The following is a 14488-nucleotide window of genomic DNA, read 5'->3' as shown; positions in this document are numbered from 1 at the left end:
GTATCTATAGGATAACTATAGATACCGTTTTTAAATCTTCAAATTAACCAAAATTAAATACTGCAGTGATGAATGTTGCTGCTCCAAGAAAGATACCAGGAATATTTGCCCATACGATAGGCCAATCCTTTTCTTTCTTGAGTAATCCATAAGCTGTCCAAATGGTGCAGTTGATAAAAGCAACGAGTGGTTGAATAGGATTTCCCTTACTACCAGATAGGTTGGAGATAATCTGGGGAATATAAGAAACGTACATTAAAACAGACATCGCACTAGCGATTGTCCCAATTCTCTCTACTTTTTCTGAACTTATCCTCTGCAATTAAATTAACTTCCTTTCAAATGCCCAGCTTTTTTCGTCGTCAGGTAAATTTTGGACGTTAAAAAAGTCATTATTATATTATTTAATTAATAATATTTGACCATACGTACAAAATAAACCAGACAATTTGTATTGTCAATCAATATACTGTTTCACAAAATTGAGAAACAAAAAGCCCCCATAACTCAACTTCTGAGTCATGGGGACTTTTACTTTTAAGTGGATTTGTCACACATTTATGTTGAAAAATTTAGTTTTGAATCTTAGCGACTTGGCGAACCATCATTAATTCTTCGTCAGTCGGAATCAAGAATACTTTGATAGCTGAGTCAGGACTACTGATCAATCCTTCTTGAGCGGCTTCATTTAATTTGTCGTCTAGTTTTACATTGAAAATAGCGAGTTCATCGATGATTTGTTTTCTTAACCAAGCGTTATTTTCAGCGATACCACCAGCAAAGACTAGGGCATCGGCGTGATGCAATTCAGTTAGGAAACTTCCGGCGTATTTAACAACGCGGTTAACGAAGATATCGATGGCTAGTTTAGCTTGTTCGTTAGTATCTTCTTGAGCCTTAATATCACGCATATCAGATGAGAATTCGGCAATTCCTAAGAGTCCTGATTTTTGGTTGAAGATGTCTAGAACTTGTTGTGGATCATCGAGTTTTAATTCTTTCATTAAAAAGGGCACTAAGGCGGGATCGATGTCTCCGGAACGTGTTCCCATTGTGACACCATTTAGAGGTGTGAATCCCATTGAAGTATCAAAAGCTTTACCATTTTTAACGGCGGCTAGAGAGGCACCACTGCCTAGATGCATTGTGACCAAGTTAACGTCTGCTTGTGGCTTGTTGAGTAATTTTGCAGCACGTTCAGTCAAATAACTGTGGGAAATACCGTGTTCGCCATAACGACGGATTTGATATTTCTTAGTTAATTCATAAGGCAAACTGTAGATAGCATTTTTCTCAGGTAAATCAGTGAAAAATTGACTATCGAAGACGGCATATTGTTTTACGTTAGGCAAAGTCTGTGCCATCGTTTCGATTCCTTTAGCCTCCATAGGATTGTGAAGTGGGGCAAAGTCACTGAGTGCTTTGATTTGTTTCAACACGTCAGGAGTAATTTCAACGGCATGTTTGAAAACTTGACCTCCGGCTACGACACGGTGTGCTACGGCGGTAATTTCAGATAGATCCTTAATGATATCTAGATTTTGCAATTCCTCAAAAACCATTTGTGCAGCTTGATTCTGAGTTAGATTATCTTGTGTTTTTTCAAATTTCTTACCATTATATTTCATCTTGAAGAAGGAAGCAGGGGCATTGATTCTTTCCACAGTACCACTTGCCAAAACTTTTTCGGAGGGCATTTCAAATAATTTCCATTTTAGGGATGAACTGCCGGCGTTGACGATCAACGTTTTTTCCATTACGAAATCACTCTTTTCTTTTAATATGAAGCTTTCATCACTAAATATGTTATATAAAGAAGCAAGTCATTGCAATAATATGGCGATTAATAAATGTCGAATTGTATTTTTGGTACCATATTTTATAAATATTTTTAACTTTGGTCTATAATCCTGTCACGAAAACAATAAAAGGAAGCTTTCATCATGTTAAAAAATAAGCGGTTAGATTTAATATTAACGATGATTGCTATTTTTATCGCGACTTTCATGACTTCGGTAGAAACGACAATTGTTACCACAGCCATGCCGACGATTATTAGTAAATTGAATGGTTTGGCTTTACAAAGTTGGGTCTTTGCAATGTATTTGTTGACGACAGCTGTCAGCACACCTGTATATGGGAAGCTATCTGATCAATTGGGGCGTAAACCGATATTCGTCAGTGGCTTAATTATTTTCTTATTAGGATCTTTCCTTTCAGGGATAGCGCCTAATATTTATCTGTTGATTATTTTCAGAGCCATTCAGGGATTTGGTGCCGGAGCAGTTATGCCAATGACATTCACCATAATTGCTGACCTGTTTCCGTATGACAAACGTTCAAATATCATAGCTTTGAATAATACCGGTTGGGGGATCTCAGCTTTGTTGGGTCCACTGATCGGCGGTTTTGTTGTTGATAGATTGAATTGGCACTGGATATTCTTTATCAATGTACCCTTAGGAATAATCGTGCTAATTCTAATTTTGATAGGGTTTGACGAAAGCAGAAAAGTAAAAGATAAAAAAGCTAACATTGATTACAAAGGAACTCTCAGTCTTACAGCAACATTAGTTTCACTATTGATTTTTCTACAGTTGATCGGTGAGACTAGATTGTCGATTCCATTGATCTTAGTAATGCTTGTTATCCTAATTATCTCCACAGTGGTCTTGGTCTATTCAGAAAGAAGATCAGACGATCCAATTATTCCATTGCCACTCTTTAAAAATCAATTGTTTAAAGTTCAAATTTTGACAACACTATTGCTAAGTGGAGTTCAGATAAGTTTTCAGATCTACTTCCCAATTTGGTTGCAATCAGTTTATCGAGTTTCCGCATCAATCGCAGGTTTGGCAATAACACCCAGTCCGGTATTGTGGTTGCCAGCATCATTCTTAGTAGGGATATTGGTTAAAAAGTTTATTCCCAAAAGGATTGCAATTCCTGTTCTCATAATTCAGATGCTGTTCTACTTGCTATTAGTCTTTGCTAGTCTCAATTTCCCAATGATAATGTTCTACATCATTGCTGCTATTACCGGTGGTGGTCTAGGTATCATTATTACCATGAATACCTTGATTTCTCAGGAAGTAGTGCCAGAAAATGACGTAGGTACAGCTTCATCAATGTTGACTCTAGGTAGAACCTTAGGACAGACAGTTATGACCGGTATTTTGGGATTAGTCTTTAATTTGTCGATTAATCATGAGTTAGTTAAATATCCTAATGTACCATTCCAACAAGTTGATAGATTCATTAGTTCTAACCAAAACTCGGAAGCTAGTTTAATTCCTTCAATGCAAAAGATAATTATTGAAGGGATGCACAATGTTTTCCTAGTTACGGTTGTACTGTTTGTTATTGTTTTGATTGTTAATATTAGAGATAAAAATAAGAATATTATTAAATAGTATGAAAGGGGGGATGACGCTTAAATTGTCGTCCTCCACAAAAACGGGAAATGCATTGGAACGCTATGGGCGCGATTCGAAACTAATTATTTTACACTTTGTGTAAAATAATGGATTTCCAAAGTCGGCCTTATTGTAATCGGCAAAGCCGATAACAATAATTTCATAGCTGAACGCATTTCCCGTTTTTGTTCCAGACTAAATAGTAGTTTGATTCTTAGTTTGGAGGATTACTATAGATTTTGGCTTAAAAATGTCTTTAAATTAAAAAGGTGCTCATATCAACCATATGTATTGGTTGCGTATGAACGCATTTTTGAATGTATAGTTGTTGATATTACGTTATGATTAATTGTTATATAAAATTTAAAATATCAAAGGAGTCATTAATTAATGAAAACAGCAATCTTTTTTATATTAAATGAATATGCCGACTGGGAGGGTTCTTATTTATCAAGTCAATTAAATCAGAATTCTGAATGGACAGTTAAGACTGCCTCCTTAACCGATGAGGTGACATCCATTGGTGGGTTCAAAACAATAGTTGATTATCAAATTGATGAATTACCTGAACAAATTGATTTGTTAGTTCTAATTGGTGGAAACTCATGGGATGTTGAGAATGAAAAATTAAAAGAACTAATTTCTGATAGATTAGACAATAATCAACCGGTTGGTGCTATCTGTGGTGCTGTTGATTACTTAGCTAAAAATGGATTGTTGACTGGTTATAAACATACGGGAAACTCCCAAGCAATTTGGAAGAATTACTCAGAATACGATAATTCTGATCAATTTCTACCTCAACAAGTAGTTAGTGATAGGAATTTAGTAACTGCTAATGGTACAGCTGCATTAGATTTTACTGAAGCTGTTTTAAAATTAATCCAGTTTTTGCCTGATGAGCAATTAAAACCTTTGATTGAATTGTATGATAATGGATTCTACGAGTATTGTAAAAAATATGGTAATCCATTTCAGTAGCATATTTCGTGCGTAACTTACTGGAATTTAATAATATTAGGATATAAATATTATTAAGGAGGGTAATCTTATGCACTGGTTATGGGTAATCATTGTCGGAGCTATTATTGGTGCTCTTGCGGGTGCCATTACTAATAATGGAAAATCAATGGGATGGATCAGCAATATTTTAGCTGGTATTGTGGGATCAGCTCTAGGTGAGGGAATATTAGGAGCCTGGGGTCCACAACTAGCGGGGATGGCGATTATCCCTTCGTTGATAGGAGCTATTATTTTAGTCTTAGTGGTATCATTTTTCGTCAAAAAAACATCGTGAGGTATAACTATGGATACAGTAAAATCAGTTTTTAAATTTATGGCTGTTAGTACCCTAATAGTCGGTGGAGTTCTTGTCGGTGGTACTATTTTGTCGTTTCATTTTCTAAAGCTTTTAGGGTTGAGATTTGAAAATCGGCCAACAGGACATGAATGTCATTGATGGTCTCATTTTGACCACTGATCAGCCATTCACGCCAAATCGCATAGACACCAGCACTCATAAATTTGACCCAGTATTTGCGTTGCATAGGGGAGAACTGACTCCAATTCATAGTTTGATCGTAAAATTTGGTCATATTTTTATTGAAAATATCCTGAATGATCGATTCATAGTGCCTATTAACGGCCATTTTCAAAGTGTCAGCTATTTCTTCAAAGAATGAACCCAAGGCGTTCAGCTTTTGATCTTGAGGGATGCGATTGATGATATTTTCAAAACTAGCATTTATTTTGGGTTCGATATAGGCTATCAAAACGTCGTCTAGACTTTCAAAGTTACGGTAAAAGGCCATTCGACTAACACCAGCTCGTTTTACAACTTGAGTAACAGTGATATCGTTAAAATCCTTAGTCTTTAATAATTGTAATAGTGCGGTGATGAGATATTGCTGGGAATCTTGTTTGATTTTCTGTGAATGCTCGGTCGCTGCCATAACACTTTCTCCATTCTGTCACAGATGCTTCCGATTTACTTGAGCAACTGTTTCTTACATAGTAGGATACATTCATGCACGTTACAAGTGAAACGTCAGTTAAAATGAAAATGGAGTTATTAAATATGAAAAAACAATTAGTAGTCGTTACCGGTGGTAGTGGTTTTATCGCAGTTCACATTATTTTGCAATTATTACAACAAGGCTATGCCGTCAGGACGACAGTTCGTGCCGCTAAAAAAGAAGATGTCATCAAAGAGATGCTATTCAATGGCGGAGTAAAAGATTTTTCCGACCTGTCATTTGCTCAAGCAGATTTGTCCTCGGATAAGAATTGGGAAGAGACTATGCGTGGTGCAACGTATGTTATTCACGTGGCTTCACCAACCCCAAAGCTTAACTTCAAAAATGAGGATGAAATGATTCGTCCAGCCGTAGATGGAGTTTTGCGTGTTCTAAAAGCCTCGAAGGATGCTGGAGTTAAACGAGTAGTTTTGACATCAGCTTATGGCGCTGTTTTTGCTGGTCATAAGAACCGCACGACACCGTACACTGAAAAAGATTGGTCAGATCTGTCTGCCAAAAATATTCATCCATATCAAAAATCAAAGACGATGTCAGAAATGGCTGCTTGGGATTTTATCAAGAAACAAGGAGATGGGTTAGAATTAGCAACTGTCAATCCAGTTGGGGTTATGGGACCAGTTCTGTCAGCTAAGTACTCCCATTCCAACATTCAGATTCAACAAATGCTAGAGGGCAGGATTAAGGCTTTACCTAAGGTTGATTCAGGTTATGTTGATGTTCGCGACGTAGCCAGCTTACATATCTTGGCTATGACCTCACCAAAGGCCAACGGAGAAAGATTCTTAGCTACAACTGGTGAAACTTTGTCGATGATGGATGTGGCCGATATTTTACGAAATGAGTTTCCTGATTACGCTAAAAATATCCCGACAAAGACGATTCCTAATGTAGTTGTGAAAACGGCAGCGTTATCTAATCCTCAATTAAGAATGATTGCTTCGATTGTTGGTAAATACGCCGGAACTAGCAACGAAAAGGCTAAGGACTTGTTAGGATGGAATCCTCGTTCTGCCAAGACAGCCATTATTGCCACAGCTCAGTCAATGATCGATCTGGGAATTGTAAGATGAAAAAATGACTCTCATTAAATTTGAGAGTCATTTTCTACTTTTATAGGAGTGAAATATTTTTTGAGAAGTACGATTGAACCTAAGAAAAAGAGCGTCGCTAAAACAGCGGTTAGGGGCAACATGTGAAACATATTAGTAGGCAAAACGAGAGCTAGAAGTGGAAAAGCAAAGGCTGCTGGTAACTTGATTTTTAAAAGTTGAAGTAAAACAAATACCAGTGGTAGGGCAATGATAGCTGAAATTAACCACGAGCTGATAAAAGTGTGAACTAAAACGCCAATGCTGGCGGCACCAACTAAAGCAATAAAGTGCTTGAGAGCCATTTTCCAACTGTATTCGGGTTTTTGCAAAACCTCAAAGAACACAACCATAATCGGCGGGATGGCGGCCATCTGTGAGAAACCAAAGAACCAGACACCACCGACCCAAATCAGTGCCATGATGGCAAAAATTAGCATGTGATGTTTTTTGATGATCGAACTCGGTGTTGTTTCTTTGTAGTTGCCTTGAACGAAGACACCAATTGTCAATACTAAGGTGAATAGTAGAATGGCAATAATGAATGACCAGTGTGTAGCGTTAATAATGATCGGCAATAGTCCCGTCGCAAACGAAGGTGCTAAATTTGAGTGCAGGACACGTAACAAAATTAGCATTAGAAGTAGACCTAAGAGAACTTTTTGAGCGTAGCCGATTGCTAACTGATTGATCAGAAAACCAATGATAGCCGTTCCTGATGGAGCTAGAAAAATCTTCAAAGGTTGATTGATCCAGCCTCCATTTTGATAAATCCACGTCCCGGCCGTTAAGGCTCCTATCTCCGGTAAAATGATTTCCATATCGTTTAATAAGGTGGCACTCGCTACCATGACAATAATGAATGAAAACCCAATTAGATAATTTCTCTTCTCAGTAGTACTTAAATGCATGTTTGTCTCGTCCTTTCTGAATGTAAACTGCTGATACTTTTTCAGCAAAACGAGACTAGTTTAACATAGAATATAACTTTTGAAAATAAAAGATATATAATTTTGGAATATAAAGTAGGAGTTACCACAACAAAATAAAAATTTACATTCTGGATAATAGACTAGCTTTAACTTCGAAAGCTATTAAAATAAAGGTCAAACAAGCGAATTACAAATAGGCGATAGAAATAATGTCAATTTGCTTGTGACCTGAAGGGAGTATTTATTATGGACGAAGTTAAAGAGAAAAATCTAACCAGAACTTATAATATGGATGATATCGACGACTTACTATGTGAGCTGGATGATTCAAAAATCAGAATAAATGCTTTAATGGATTACAATTTGAAACTTAAACGTATAAATGACGATCAAATCAATAAAAATGTTTTGTCCCATGAGTATCGGAGATTGAGTTCGATCATTGAACTTCTAAATACAGAAATTTTTGAATCGATTGATAAATCGATTAGTATTTTGGATTCTGGAACTAAGGAAAAGAAATAAGCATAAATAAGGTCATTCTAAAAAGTACATCTTAGCTGGTATTTAATAGGATGTTCTTTTTTTTGGAGAAAAGACATCTTGAATATTCGTCTATACTTTCGTTTGTGACAGTAGTTTATTGCTAATTTGCTACACTTATAACTCTTATTTTTTAAAACCTAATTAATAGCATAATGATTAAAATGATGTTTAAATAGCGGCAAAAAAGATGGATATAAAACCATATTGAAAATTGTGAGATGATCAAGATGAAAAGGGTATATGTTCAAGCCATTGCCGTCGCCATTTTGCCACCTATCTGGGCCGCACTTTCAACTATGTTTGGTTTCACTACTGGTGCAGTGGCCTTGATGACAGCGGGTTTGGTAATGATCAGTAGGGATAGTGGTTTAGCTTTATCAGTTGGTTTGTTAATTGGCGATATTTGGGGAGCTGTTTCATTTAGTTTAATAGCGTTGGCCCCACCGTCATTAAATATTTTGGCACAAGTAATAGTTTTAGCTATATTTGGATTTTTGGCTGTAATTATTAATTACTATTTAAGAAAAGTCAACATGGTGTCTTGGTTCATTGGCTGGGCGCTGACTATTCAAATTTTAAGCATGACACCAAAAAGTAAGTGGCCAATTACTGTACTAATGATTGGCGTCTCAATGCTTGTCGGCATTTACTACATTGGTTACGGTATTAGATATATTATGAGTAGATTTGGATAGACAAAAATAAGCTACCTGTCTCAAAATATGAGAACAGATAGCTTATTTTTATAAAAACCGTCAATTAAGAAAATTTGATAATTGTATTGCTATTGATCAAGGAAACAAAGCACTAGATACAAAAAAGGGCCAGACACTGGCATATCTGACCCAAAAGTAATTTATTCAAATGTAATTTAGGCGACGACATTAAGGCTTTTGGGACTGAAGATTGCCTTCTTTAGTCTTTTTTAATGTCTTCGTTTACGTATTGATAATAGCACGAAACAAATTGCATTGACAATCGATTATGATTCTTATTTATGGATATGGCTAATTTACGTTTATTAATAAATAATAATAGTTACTTCAATGCAAAAAAAAGAAACCCTCGATATAGGATTTCCTGATATATATATTGGGCATATTGGGTTCGAACCAATAAATTGCGGATTCAGAGTCCGCTGCCTTACCATTTGGCGAATGCCCATTAATATAAAATATTAAACAACACTAAAATGTTATAAAAAAAACGCTGTAATGTCAATAGTAATTACGTATTCATTATAAATGGAAGTCATATTTTTATCATCTATTAGGTTTTATCGTAACTAAACGATATATGATGAAGAATTTCAAAGAAGTTGTGGATAATACTTAAGGATTCTTTAAGAAATGACCATTACAATCGAAGTATTATAAAATAGAACCGTAAGAACGAAAGCGGGTGTAACAAATGACGAGAATTGATAGATTGCGTAAAAGAAGAAGATCAGAAAGAATTGATCGTAATGTGGTCATTTTAAAGTTGTGTATTGTTATAGCTGTGACTTATTTTATCTGTCAAGCAGTTGCAACAATCCATTAGTTTAAATTTTTTTGACGTGAAAGCTTCTAATTTGCTGAATCAACAGGAAACTTGCTAAGCTTTAATCATATTAAAGATATGAGAGGAGTTTTATTATGAGTGTTGATAGCAAAAAAGATGCAATCAAAGGTAAAACAAATCAAGCCTTAGGGAAGGCTTCTGGTAACGACAAACAAGAATTAAAAGGTAAAGTTCAAGAAGCGGTTGGTAAAGCTAAGGATAAAGTAGATGAAGCAGTTGATAAGGTTGCTCATAAGGTAAATGAGAAAACTGATAAATAAAAATCAAGTGTTATTCTTTAAAAGTGCTGTCACAATAGGTGTGATGGCGCTTTTATTTTTTTAATCTCCTTAAAAATAGTGTAATTAAATTCTAAATAACTACTCATAATACCTTTTGAATGTGTTACATTATTTAATGGAGTGAAATAAATATTTTTGTGAGGTGAATCAATGGATAAGAACGAGATTTTGGTAACTACAACTGAGCATATTCCAGGACATGAATACGAAATTATTGGTGAAGTTTTCGGATTGACTACTCAATCAAAGAACGTCGTTAAGAATATCGGTGCTGGATTTAAAAACATCGTTGGTGGCGAAATTAAAGCTTACACTGAACTACTAACAGAAGCTCGTGATATTGCAATTAGTCGTCTGCGACAAAATGCAATTGACATGGGTGCTGATGCTGTAGTCATGATGCGTTTTGATTCCGATTCTATCAGTGCTGATATGGAAACAGTTGCAGCATATGGTACTGCAGTAAAATTTAAGTAAGGTGATTTGATGGCATTAGAGTACAACAAGAGTTCTTTGTCTGCATGTACCAGCATTTTAATTGGTAAGAGTGCGACTGTCGATGGTTCTACTATTATTGGTAGAAACGAAGACGCTAAAGCATCCTGGCCAAAGCATTTTGTGATTCATGAACATAAAGAATTTACTGAGCAACAAAGATTTGTTTCTCAAGCCAATGATTTTCAAATGGACTTACCTAAAATTCGCAATAAATATTCTGCTACTCCTGAATGGACCTCAAAAGAGGGGCTGTTCGAAGAGGATGGCTTTAATGAATACGGAGTTGGGATGAGTGCTACCGAAAGTGCTTATGCTAACCAACGTGTTTTAGGTGCAGATCCTCTTGAAGAAAATGGTATTGGTGAGGAAGCTATGATTACAGTAGTTTTACCTTACGTCAAGACAGCTCAAGAAGGTGTTTTGCGTTTAGGTGAAATTATTGAAAAATACGGAACTTGTGAAACTAACGGAGTCCTTTTCTCGGATAAAGATGAGGTTTGGTACTTCGAAAGTGGATCAGGTCACTATTGGGTAGCACAGCGTATTCCCGACGATAGCTACGCTGTGGTAGCCAACCAACTAGCAATTCAAGATATTGATTTTGACGATCATGAGAATTTCTTGTATCACAAGGATATTCAAAAATTTGTCGCCGATAATCACTTGAATGCTAGACCAGATACGTTCAATTTTAGAGAAATTTTTGGAACACATGATTTGTCCGATGAGATTTATAGTACGCCACGGGTTTGGTGGGGCCAACAAGAGTTTTCCGGCAAGACGGATGAAAGTCCTGAAAGTGAAAACTTGTCCTTTATCAAAAAGGCTAATCGTTTATTGAGTGTCGATGATGCTCAAGATTACTTGGCTTCACATTTCCAAAAGACGCCTTATGATCCGTTGAACGAATCAAAAGATAACAAACGTTATCGCCCAATCAGTTTGGCTAAAACTCAAGAGTCACATGTCTTACAAATAAGACCAAATATGGCTCCTGAGATTGCCTGTGTGCAGTGGTTAGCAATGGGTGTAGCTTCACAAAGTGTCTATGTTCCTTTCTATATGGGAATTACCGATACTCCTGAAGAATACAAGATTGGCAAACTACCATACGACAGTAAGTCAGCCTATTGGGTTTATAAACTGGCCGGAGTTTTATTAGATGGTCACTATAAAGAACTTGGAAAAATGTTCCAAGACAAGCAAGAGGCGATTAACATCACATTGCGTAATAAATTACGTGATTTTGATGAACAAGCTTCAAGCAAAGATGATGAGGAATTACCTAATTATTTAACAAAAGCCTCTTTTGAAATGGCAAAAATTTCAATGGATGGTTATAAAGAGCTAATTGCTCAATTAATTACGGACTCGACTGATTTTTCACCTCTTAACTTCAAGACAGATATGAATTTGTAAAAATTCGTACATTGAAAATTAAATGAGGGGTTTTAAAAAATGGATGATAGTAATTCGCCGAAAAAAACAATCACATTATTTGGATTAATAATGATGATCTTCACGGCAATCTTTGGATTCGCTAATACAACAGTTGCTTACGAGCAAATGGGATTGGCAAGTATTATTTGGTACATCTTCGCCGCACTTTTATTCTTCCTACCTGTAGGATTCATGGTAGCCGAATATGGTGCCGCCTTTAATGAAGCAAAGGGTGGAATTTATTCCTGGATCGAGGGAGCCGTTGGTGCAAAATGGGCTTTCATCGGTACCTTTATGTGGTTAGCTTCATGGGAAGTTTGGCTAGTGTCAACTTCTTCAAAAGTTTGGATCCCACTTTCAACAATGTTTGCAGGACATGATGTTACACAAACATGGGGTCTCTTTGGATTAAGTGCTACACAAGTTATTGGTATTTTAGCTGTTCTATGGATCATTTTTGTTACATATACTGCTTCACAAGGTATTGACAAGATTTCTAAGATTTCTAACTTTGGTGGAATCATGACAATCGCCTTACAAGTTATTTTCTTTGTTTTAAGTTTGGCAGTTTTATTCATGTCAGGATTCCATACAGCTGAACCTATCAATGGTTTGGATACCTTTATTCATTCTGCTAATCCTGCCTTTGCTTCACCACTAGGGATGGTTTCCTTTATCGTTTATGCAATCTTTGCATATGGTGGTTTGGAATCCGTTGGTGGTGTTACTGATAGTATGAAGAATCCTAAGAAGGATTTTCCACGTGGTGTTTTAATTGCGGCCGTTATTATGGCTTTAGTTTACTCACTAACAATCTTTTGTTGGGCAATGAGTACTAACTGGAACGCTGTTATCGCTAAAGGTAATGTTAACTTAGGTAATATTACTTACGTTATGATGAGTAATCTTGGTTACCAATTTGGTAGTCATATTGGTTTAAGTAGTGCCGCTGCCATCGCCTTAGGTGAATGGTTAGCTAGATTTACAGGTTTCGATATGTTCGTTCTTTACATGGGTGCTTTCTTTGTTTTGATTTATTCACCATTGAAATCATTCATCTTGGGTACACCAAAAGATTTGTGGCCTTCAAAAGTTACAAAGTTAAATAAACATGGTATGCCTGCTTACGCAATGTGGATTCAAGCCGCTGTTGTTATCGTTCTTATCTTAGTTGTTGATATGGGTGGTAAGAATGCCAAAGCACTTTATAACGTTTTGACATTGATGGCTAATGTTTCTACAACGGTTCCATATTTATTCTTAGTTGGTGCATATCCATTCTTTAATATGAATAAGAATATTGAAAAACCATACTTCTTCTATAAGAATAAAAAAGCTATGTGGACTGTTACATCAGTTGTCTTCCTAGTTTTGGCTTTTGCCATTATCTTTACATTGCTCCAACCAATCATGGAAGGTGCATATACAGATGCTCTTTGGACAATTATTGGACCAGTCGTCTTTGGTTTAGTCGGATTCGGACTTTACTACAGATACGAACATAGATCTAAAGACAAGACAAAAGCAGCTAATACTGCTAATGCAACAGATTAAAAGATTAATAGATCTTATCAATTCTGATAAGGTCTATTTTTTTTGCGTGAATTTTATAAAAAAATAAATAAAGTACTGTAATTGTCATGTTGTGTCATAGGCATTTGTTAGTATCTGGGTATAAACAATGTTTATAGGGGGAAAGCGGTTATGAAGTTAAAAAGATTATTGGTATATGTTGCAGCACTGTCCTTTGCAGCTATTGGAGCCGTTTCAGTGTCACAAAATGATGCTGACGCTGCTGTTACCAAGGTAGCCACTACCAACAGTGGTAATGTAGTACGATTATATAGATTAGATGGTTCTTTAATTACTAATAGAGCCTTAGGTCCAGATACTAATTGGTTGGTTGATAGAATTTTTACACATAATAACGAAACATTTTATCAAGTGGCTACCAATGAATATTTAAAGGCTAGTGATTCGAAGAGACTGTACGATAAAAGTAATCCAGATTCGAGTTATACACCTAATATTCAAAGAATAAATTATTACTTTATTCAATATTTGAATGCTTTACATCGTGCTAATGGTACTCCAGAAGTTTCTACGTCTTCAGATATGTTTGAATATGCTAATCATCGTGCTTATCAACAAGTTGGCAATACGTTGAATCACACGACTGCTGAAAGGGAAACGGCAGAAAATCTATATAGTATTGGGTATAGTTTTATATTAAAATTAGGAAAGTGGGCTGGAATAAATTCCGATCGTGATGTGGCTTATTATCTTATTAAAGGTTGGTATGACGACGACAATAATGCTTCATTTGGTCCTGGCCAGGTAGGTCATTTTGGTCATCGTGCAGCACTAATTTATGCAGGTTCACCCGCTGCACTTGGAATGTCAGACAATGCCACGTCTTTGAATTCTGAATGGGATCCAAATCAGTATTCTGAATTTAATAGCATTTATTACTACACGGGAACTAATCCAAACACCAAATTTATTTCAAAAGATGCAGTAAAATAATCTTACACAAAAACGAATCTTCAATCTGAAGGTTCGTTTTTGCGTCTAAGAGGGTAGAAACTATCCAATCTGTACGGTTCAAGAGCTCGCTTTATTATTTGTCTAAACATCTTGGCAGAATTATAACTGTGGTCGGTTATGATCAACAAATTATCTTCT

15 protein-coding genes and 1 tRNA gene are annotated in these 14488 nt (G+C 36.0%); 11 read left to right on the top strand and 5 right to left on the bottom strand.

Annotation, left to right across the window (positions count from 1 at the left end; all coding sequences use genetic code 11):
- Positions 1-43: 43 nt before the first annotated feature.
- Both U8526_RS10520 and U8526_RS10515 read right to left on the bottom strand, forming a co-directional pair.
- Positions 44-313 (bottom strand): SemiSWEET family transporter, encoded by a 270-nt coding sequence (locus U8526_RS10520; RefSeq protein WP_442886246.1) that lies wholly within the window; start codon positions 311-313, stop codon positions 44-46.
- Positions 314-572: 259 nt separating this feature from the next.
- Positions 573-1757 (bottom strand): acetate/propionate family kinase, encoded by a 1185-nt coding sequence (locus tag U8526_RS10515; RefSeq protein ID WP_334341917.1) that lies wholly within the window; start codon positions 1755-1757, stop codon positions 573-575.
- Between the two features lie 186 nt (positions 1758-1943).
- Here U8526_RS10515 and U8526_RS10510 point away from each other — a divergent pair, with 186 nt between their 5' ends.
- The 3 genes from U8526_RS10510 to U8526_RS10500 all read left to right on the top strand — a co-directional run bounded on the left by U8526_RS10510 (position 1944) and on the right by U8526_RS10500 (position 4713).
- Complete coding sequence (locus U8526_RS10510; protein WP_334341916.1) at positions 1944-3413, top strand: MFS transporter; 1470 nt, start codon at positions 1944-1946, stop codon at positions 3411-3413.
- A 393-nt stretch (positions 3414-3806) separates the two neighbouring features.
- Positions 3807-4397, top strand: a complete 591-nt coding sequence (locus U8526_RS10505) for a type 1 glutamine amidotransferase family protein (protein WP_334341915.1) — start codon at positions 3807-3809, stop codon at positions 4395-4397.
- 70 nt (positions 4398-4467) lie between these two features.
- Entirely contained in the window at positions 4468-4713 is a 246-nt protein-coding gene (locus tag U8526_RS10500) for a GlsB/YeaQ/YmgE family stress response membrane protein (RefSeq protein ID WP_334341914.1), read from the top strand.
- Between the two features lie 85 nt (positions 4714-4798).
- Here the strand turns inward: U8526_RS10500 and U8526_RS10495 are convergent, their stop codons facing one another.
- Entirely contained in the window at positions 4799-5368 is a 570-nt protein-coding gene (locus tag U8526_RS10495) for a TetR/AcrR family transcriptional regulator (protein ID WP_334341913.1), read from the bottom strand.
- 125 nt (positions 5369-5493) lie between these two features.
- Here U8526_RS10495 and U8526_RS10490 point away from each other — a divergent pair, with 125 nt between their 5' ends.
- A complete protein-coding gene (locus tag U8526_RS10490; RefSeq protein WP_334341912.1) occupies positions 5494-6525 on the top strand; it encodes an SDR family oxidoreductase in 1032 nt (343 codons plus the stop codon).
- Between the two features lie 14 nt (positions 6526-6539).
- On the opposite strand, the gene U8526_RS10485 is transcribed toward U8526_RS10490, so the two are convergent.
- Complete coding sequence (locus tag U8526_RS10485; protein ID WP_334341911.1) at positions 6540-7454, bottom strand: hypothetical protein; 915 nt, start codon at positions 7452-7454, stop codon at positions 6540-6542.
- Between the two features lie 267 nt (positions 7455-7721).
- Between U8526_RS10485 and U8526_RS10480 the strand changes: the two genes are divergently transcribed.
- Positions 7722-8000 (top strand): hypothetical protein, encoded by a 279-nt coding sequence (locus U8526_RS10480; RefSeq protein WP_334341910.1) that lies wholly within the window; start codon positions 7722-7724, stop codon positions 7998-8000.
- Positions 8001-8248: 248 nt separating this feature from the next.
- The gene (locus tag U8526_RS10475; RefSeq protein WP_334341909.1) at positions 8249-8716 is read left to right on the top strand and encodes a DUF1097 family protein; all 468 of its coding nucleotides are present in this window, start codon (positions 8249-8251) and stop codon (positions 8714-8716) included.
- Positions 8717-9113: 397 nt separating this feature from the next.
- On the opposite strand, the gene U8526_RS10470 is transcribed toward U8526_RS10475, so the two are convergent.
- A tRNA-Gln gene (locus U8526_RS10470) sits at positions 9114-9185 on the bottom strand.
- A gap of 473 nt (positions 9186-9658) precedes the next feature.
- On the opposite strand from U8526_RS10470, the gene U8526_RS10465 reads away from it, so the two are divergent.
- The 5 genes from U8526_RS10465 to U8526_RS10445 all read left to right on the top strand — a co-directional run bounded on the left by U8526_RS10465 (position 9659) and on the right by U8526_RS10445 (position 14329).
- A complete protein-coding gene (locus U8526_RS10465; RefSeq protein ID WP_334341908.1) occupies positions 9659-9844 on the top strand; it encodes a CsbD family protein in 186 nt (61 codons plus the stop codon).
- A gap of 171 nt (positions 9845-10015) precedes the next feature.
- Positions 10016-10342 (top strand): heavy metal-binding domain-containing protein, encoded by a 327-nt coding sequence (locus U8526_RS10460; protein WP_334341907.1) that lies wholly within the window; start codon positions 10016-10018, stop codon positions 10340-10342.
- Between the two features lie 9 nt (positions 10343-10351).
- Positions 10352-11782, top strand: a complete 1431-nt coding sequence (locus tag U8526_RS10455; RefSeq protein WP_334341906.1) for a C69 family dipeptidase — start codon at positions 10352-10354, stop codon at positions 11780-11782.
- Between the two features lie 39 nt (positions 11783-11821).
- Positions 11822-13357, top strand: coding sequence for a glutamate/gamma-aminobutyrate family transporter YjeM (gene yjeM / locus U8526_RS10450; RefSeq protein WP_334341905.1), 1536 nt, complete (start codon positions 11822-11824; stop codon positions 13355-13357).
- Positions 13358-13507: 150 nt separating this feature from the next.
- Positions 13508-14329 (top strand): hypothetical protein, encoded by an 822-nt coding sequence (locus U8526_RS10445; RefSeq protein ID WP_334341904.1) that lies wholly within the window; start codon positions 13508-13510, stop codon positions 14327-14329.
- Positions 14330-14488: the final 159 nt, after the last annotated feature.

Origin of the sequence: Companilactobacillus sp. HBUAS56275 (genome assembly GCF_036913655.1) — a bacterium.
In the GTDB taxonomy this organism is placed as follows: Bacteria; Bacillota; Bacilli; order Lactobacillales; family Lactobacillaceae; genus Companilactobacillus; species Companilactobacillus pullicola.
This window is presented reverse-complemented; position numbering and strand designations above follow the sequence as displayed.

Bases quoted from the DNA above. Each gene is read 5' to 3' on its own strand.
- U8526_RS10515 (WP_334341917.1), bottom strand. From the start codon at position 1,757: ATGGAAAAAACGTTGATCGTCAACGCCGGCAGTTCATCCCTAAAATGG.
- U8526_RS10510 (WP_334341916.1), top strand. From the start codon at position 1,944: ATGTTAAAAAATAAGCGGTTAGATTTAATATTAACGATGATTGCTATT.
- U8526_RS10505 (WP_334341915.1), top strand. From the start codon at position 3,807: ATGAAAACAGCAATCTTTTTTATATTAAATGAATATGCCGACTGGGAG.
- U8526_RS10500 (WP_334341914.1), top strand. From the start codon at position 4,468: ATGCACTGGTTATGGGTAATCATTGTCGGAGCTATTATTGGTGCTCTT.
- U8526_RS10495 (WP_334341913.1), bottom strand. From the start codon at position 5,368: ATGGCAGCGACCGAGCATTCACAGAAAATCAAACAAGATTCCCAGCAA.
- U8526_RS10490 (WP_334341912.1), top strand. From the start codon at position 5,494: ATGAAAAAACAATTAGTAGTCGTTACCGGTGGTAGTGGTTTTATCGCA.
- U8526_RS10485 (WP_334341911.1), bottom strand. From the start codon at position 7,454: ATGCATTTAAGTACTACTGAGAAGAGAAATTATCTAATTGGGTTTTCA.
- U8526_RS10480 (WP_334341910.1), top strand. From the start codon at position 7,722: ATGGACGAAGTTAAAGAGAAAAATCTAACCAGAACTTATAATATGGAT.
- U8526_RS10475 (WP_334341909.1), top strand. From the start codon at position 8,249: ATGAAAAGGGTATATGTTCAAGCCATTGCCGTCGCCATTTTGCCACCT.
- U8526_RS10465 (WP_334341908.1), top strand. From the start codon at position 9,659: ATGAGTGTTGATAGCAAAAAAGATGCAATCAAAGGTAAAACAAATCAA.
- U8526_RS10460 (WP_334341907.1), top strand. From the start codon at position 10,016: ATGGATAAGAACGAGATTTTGGTAACTACAACTGAGCATATTCCAGGA.
- U8526_RS10455 (WP_334341906.1), top strand. From the start codon at position 10,352: ATGGCATTAGAGTACAACAAGAGTTCTTTGTCTGCATGTACCAGCATT.
- yjeM (WP_334341905.1), top strand. From the start codon at position 11,822: ATGGATGATAGTAATTCGCCGAAAAAAACAATCACATTATTTGGATTA.
- U8526_RS10445 (WP_334341904.1), top strand. From the start codon at position 13,508: ATGAAGTTAAAAAGATTATTGGTATATGTTGCAGCACTGTCCTTTGCA.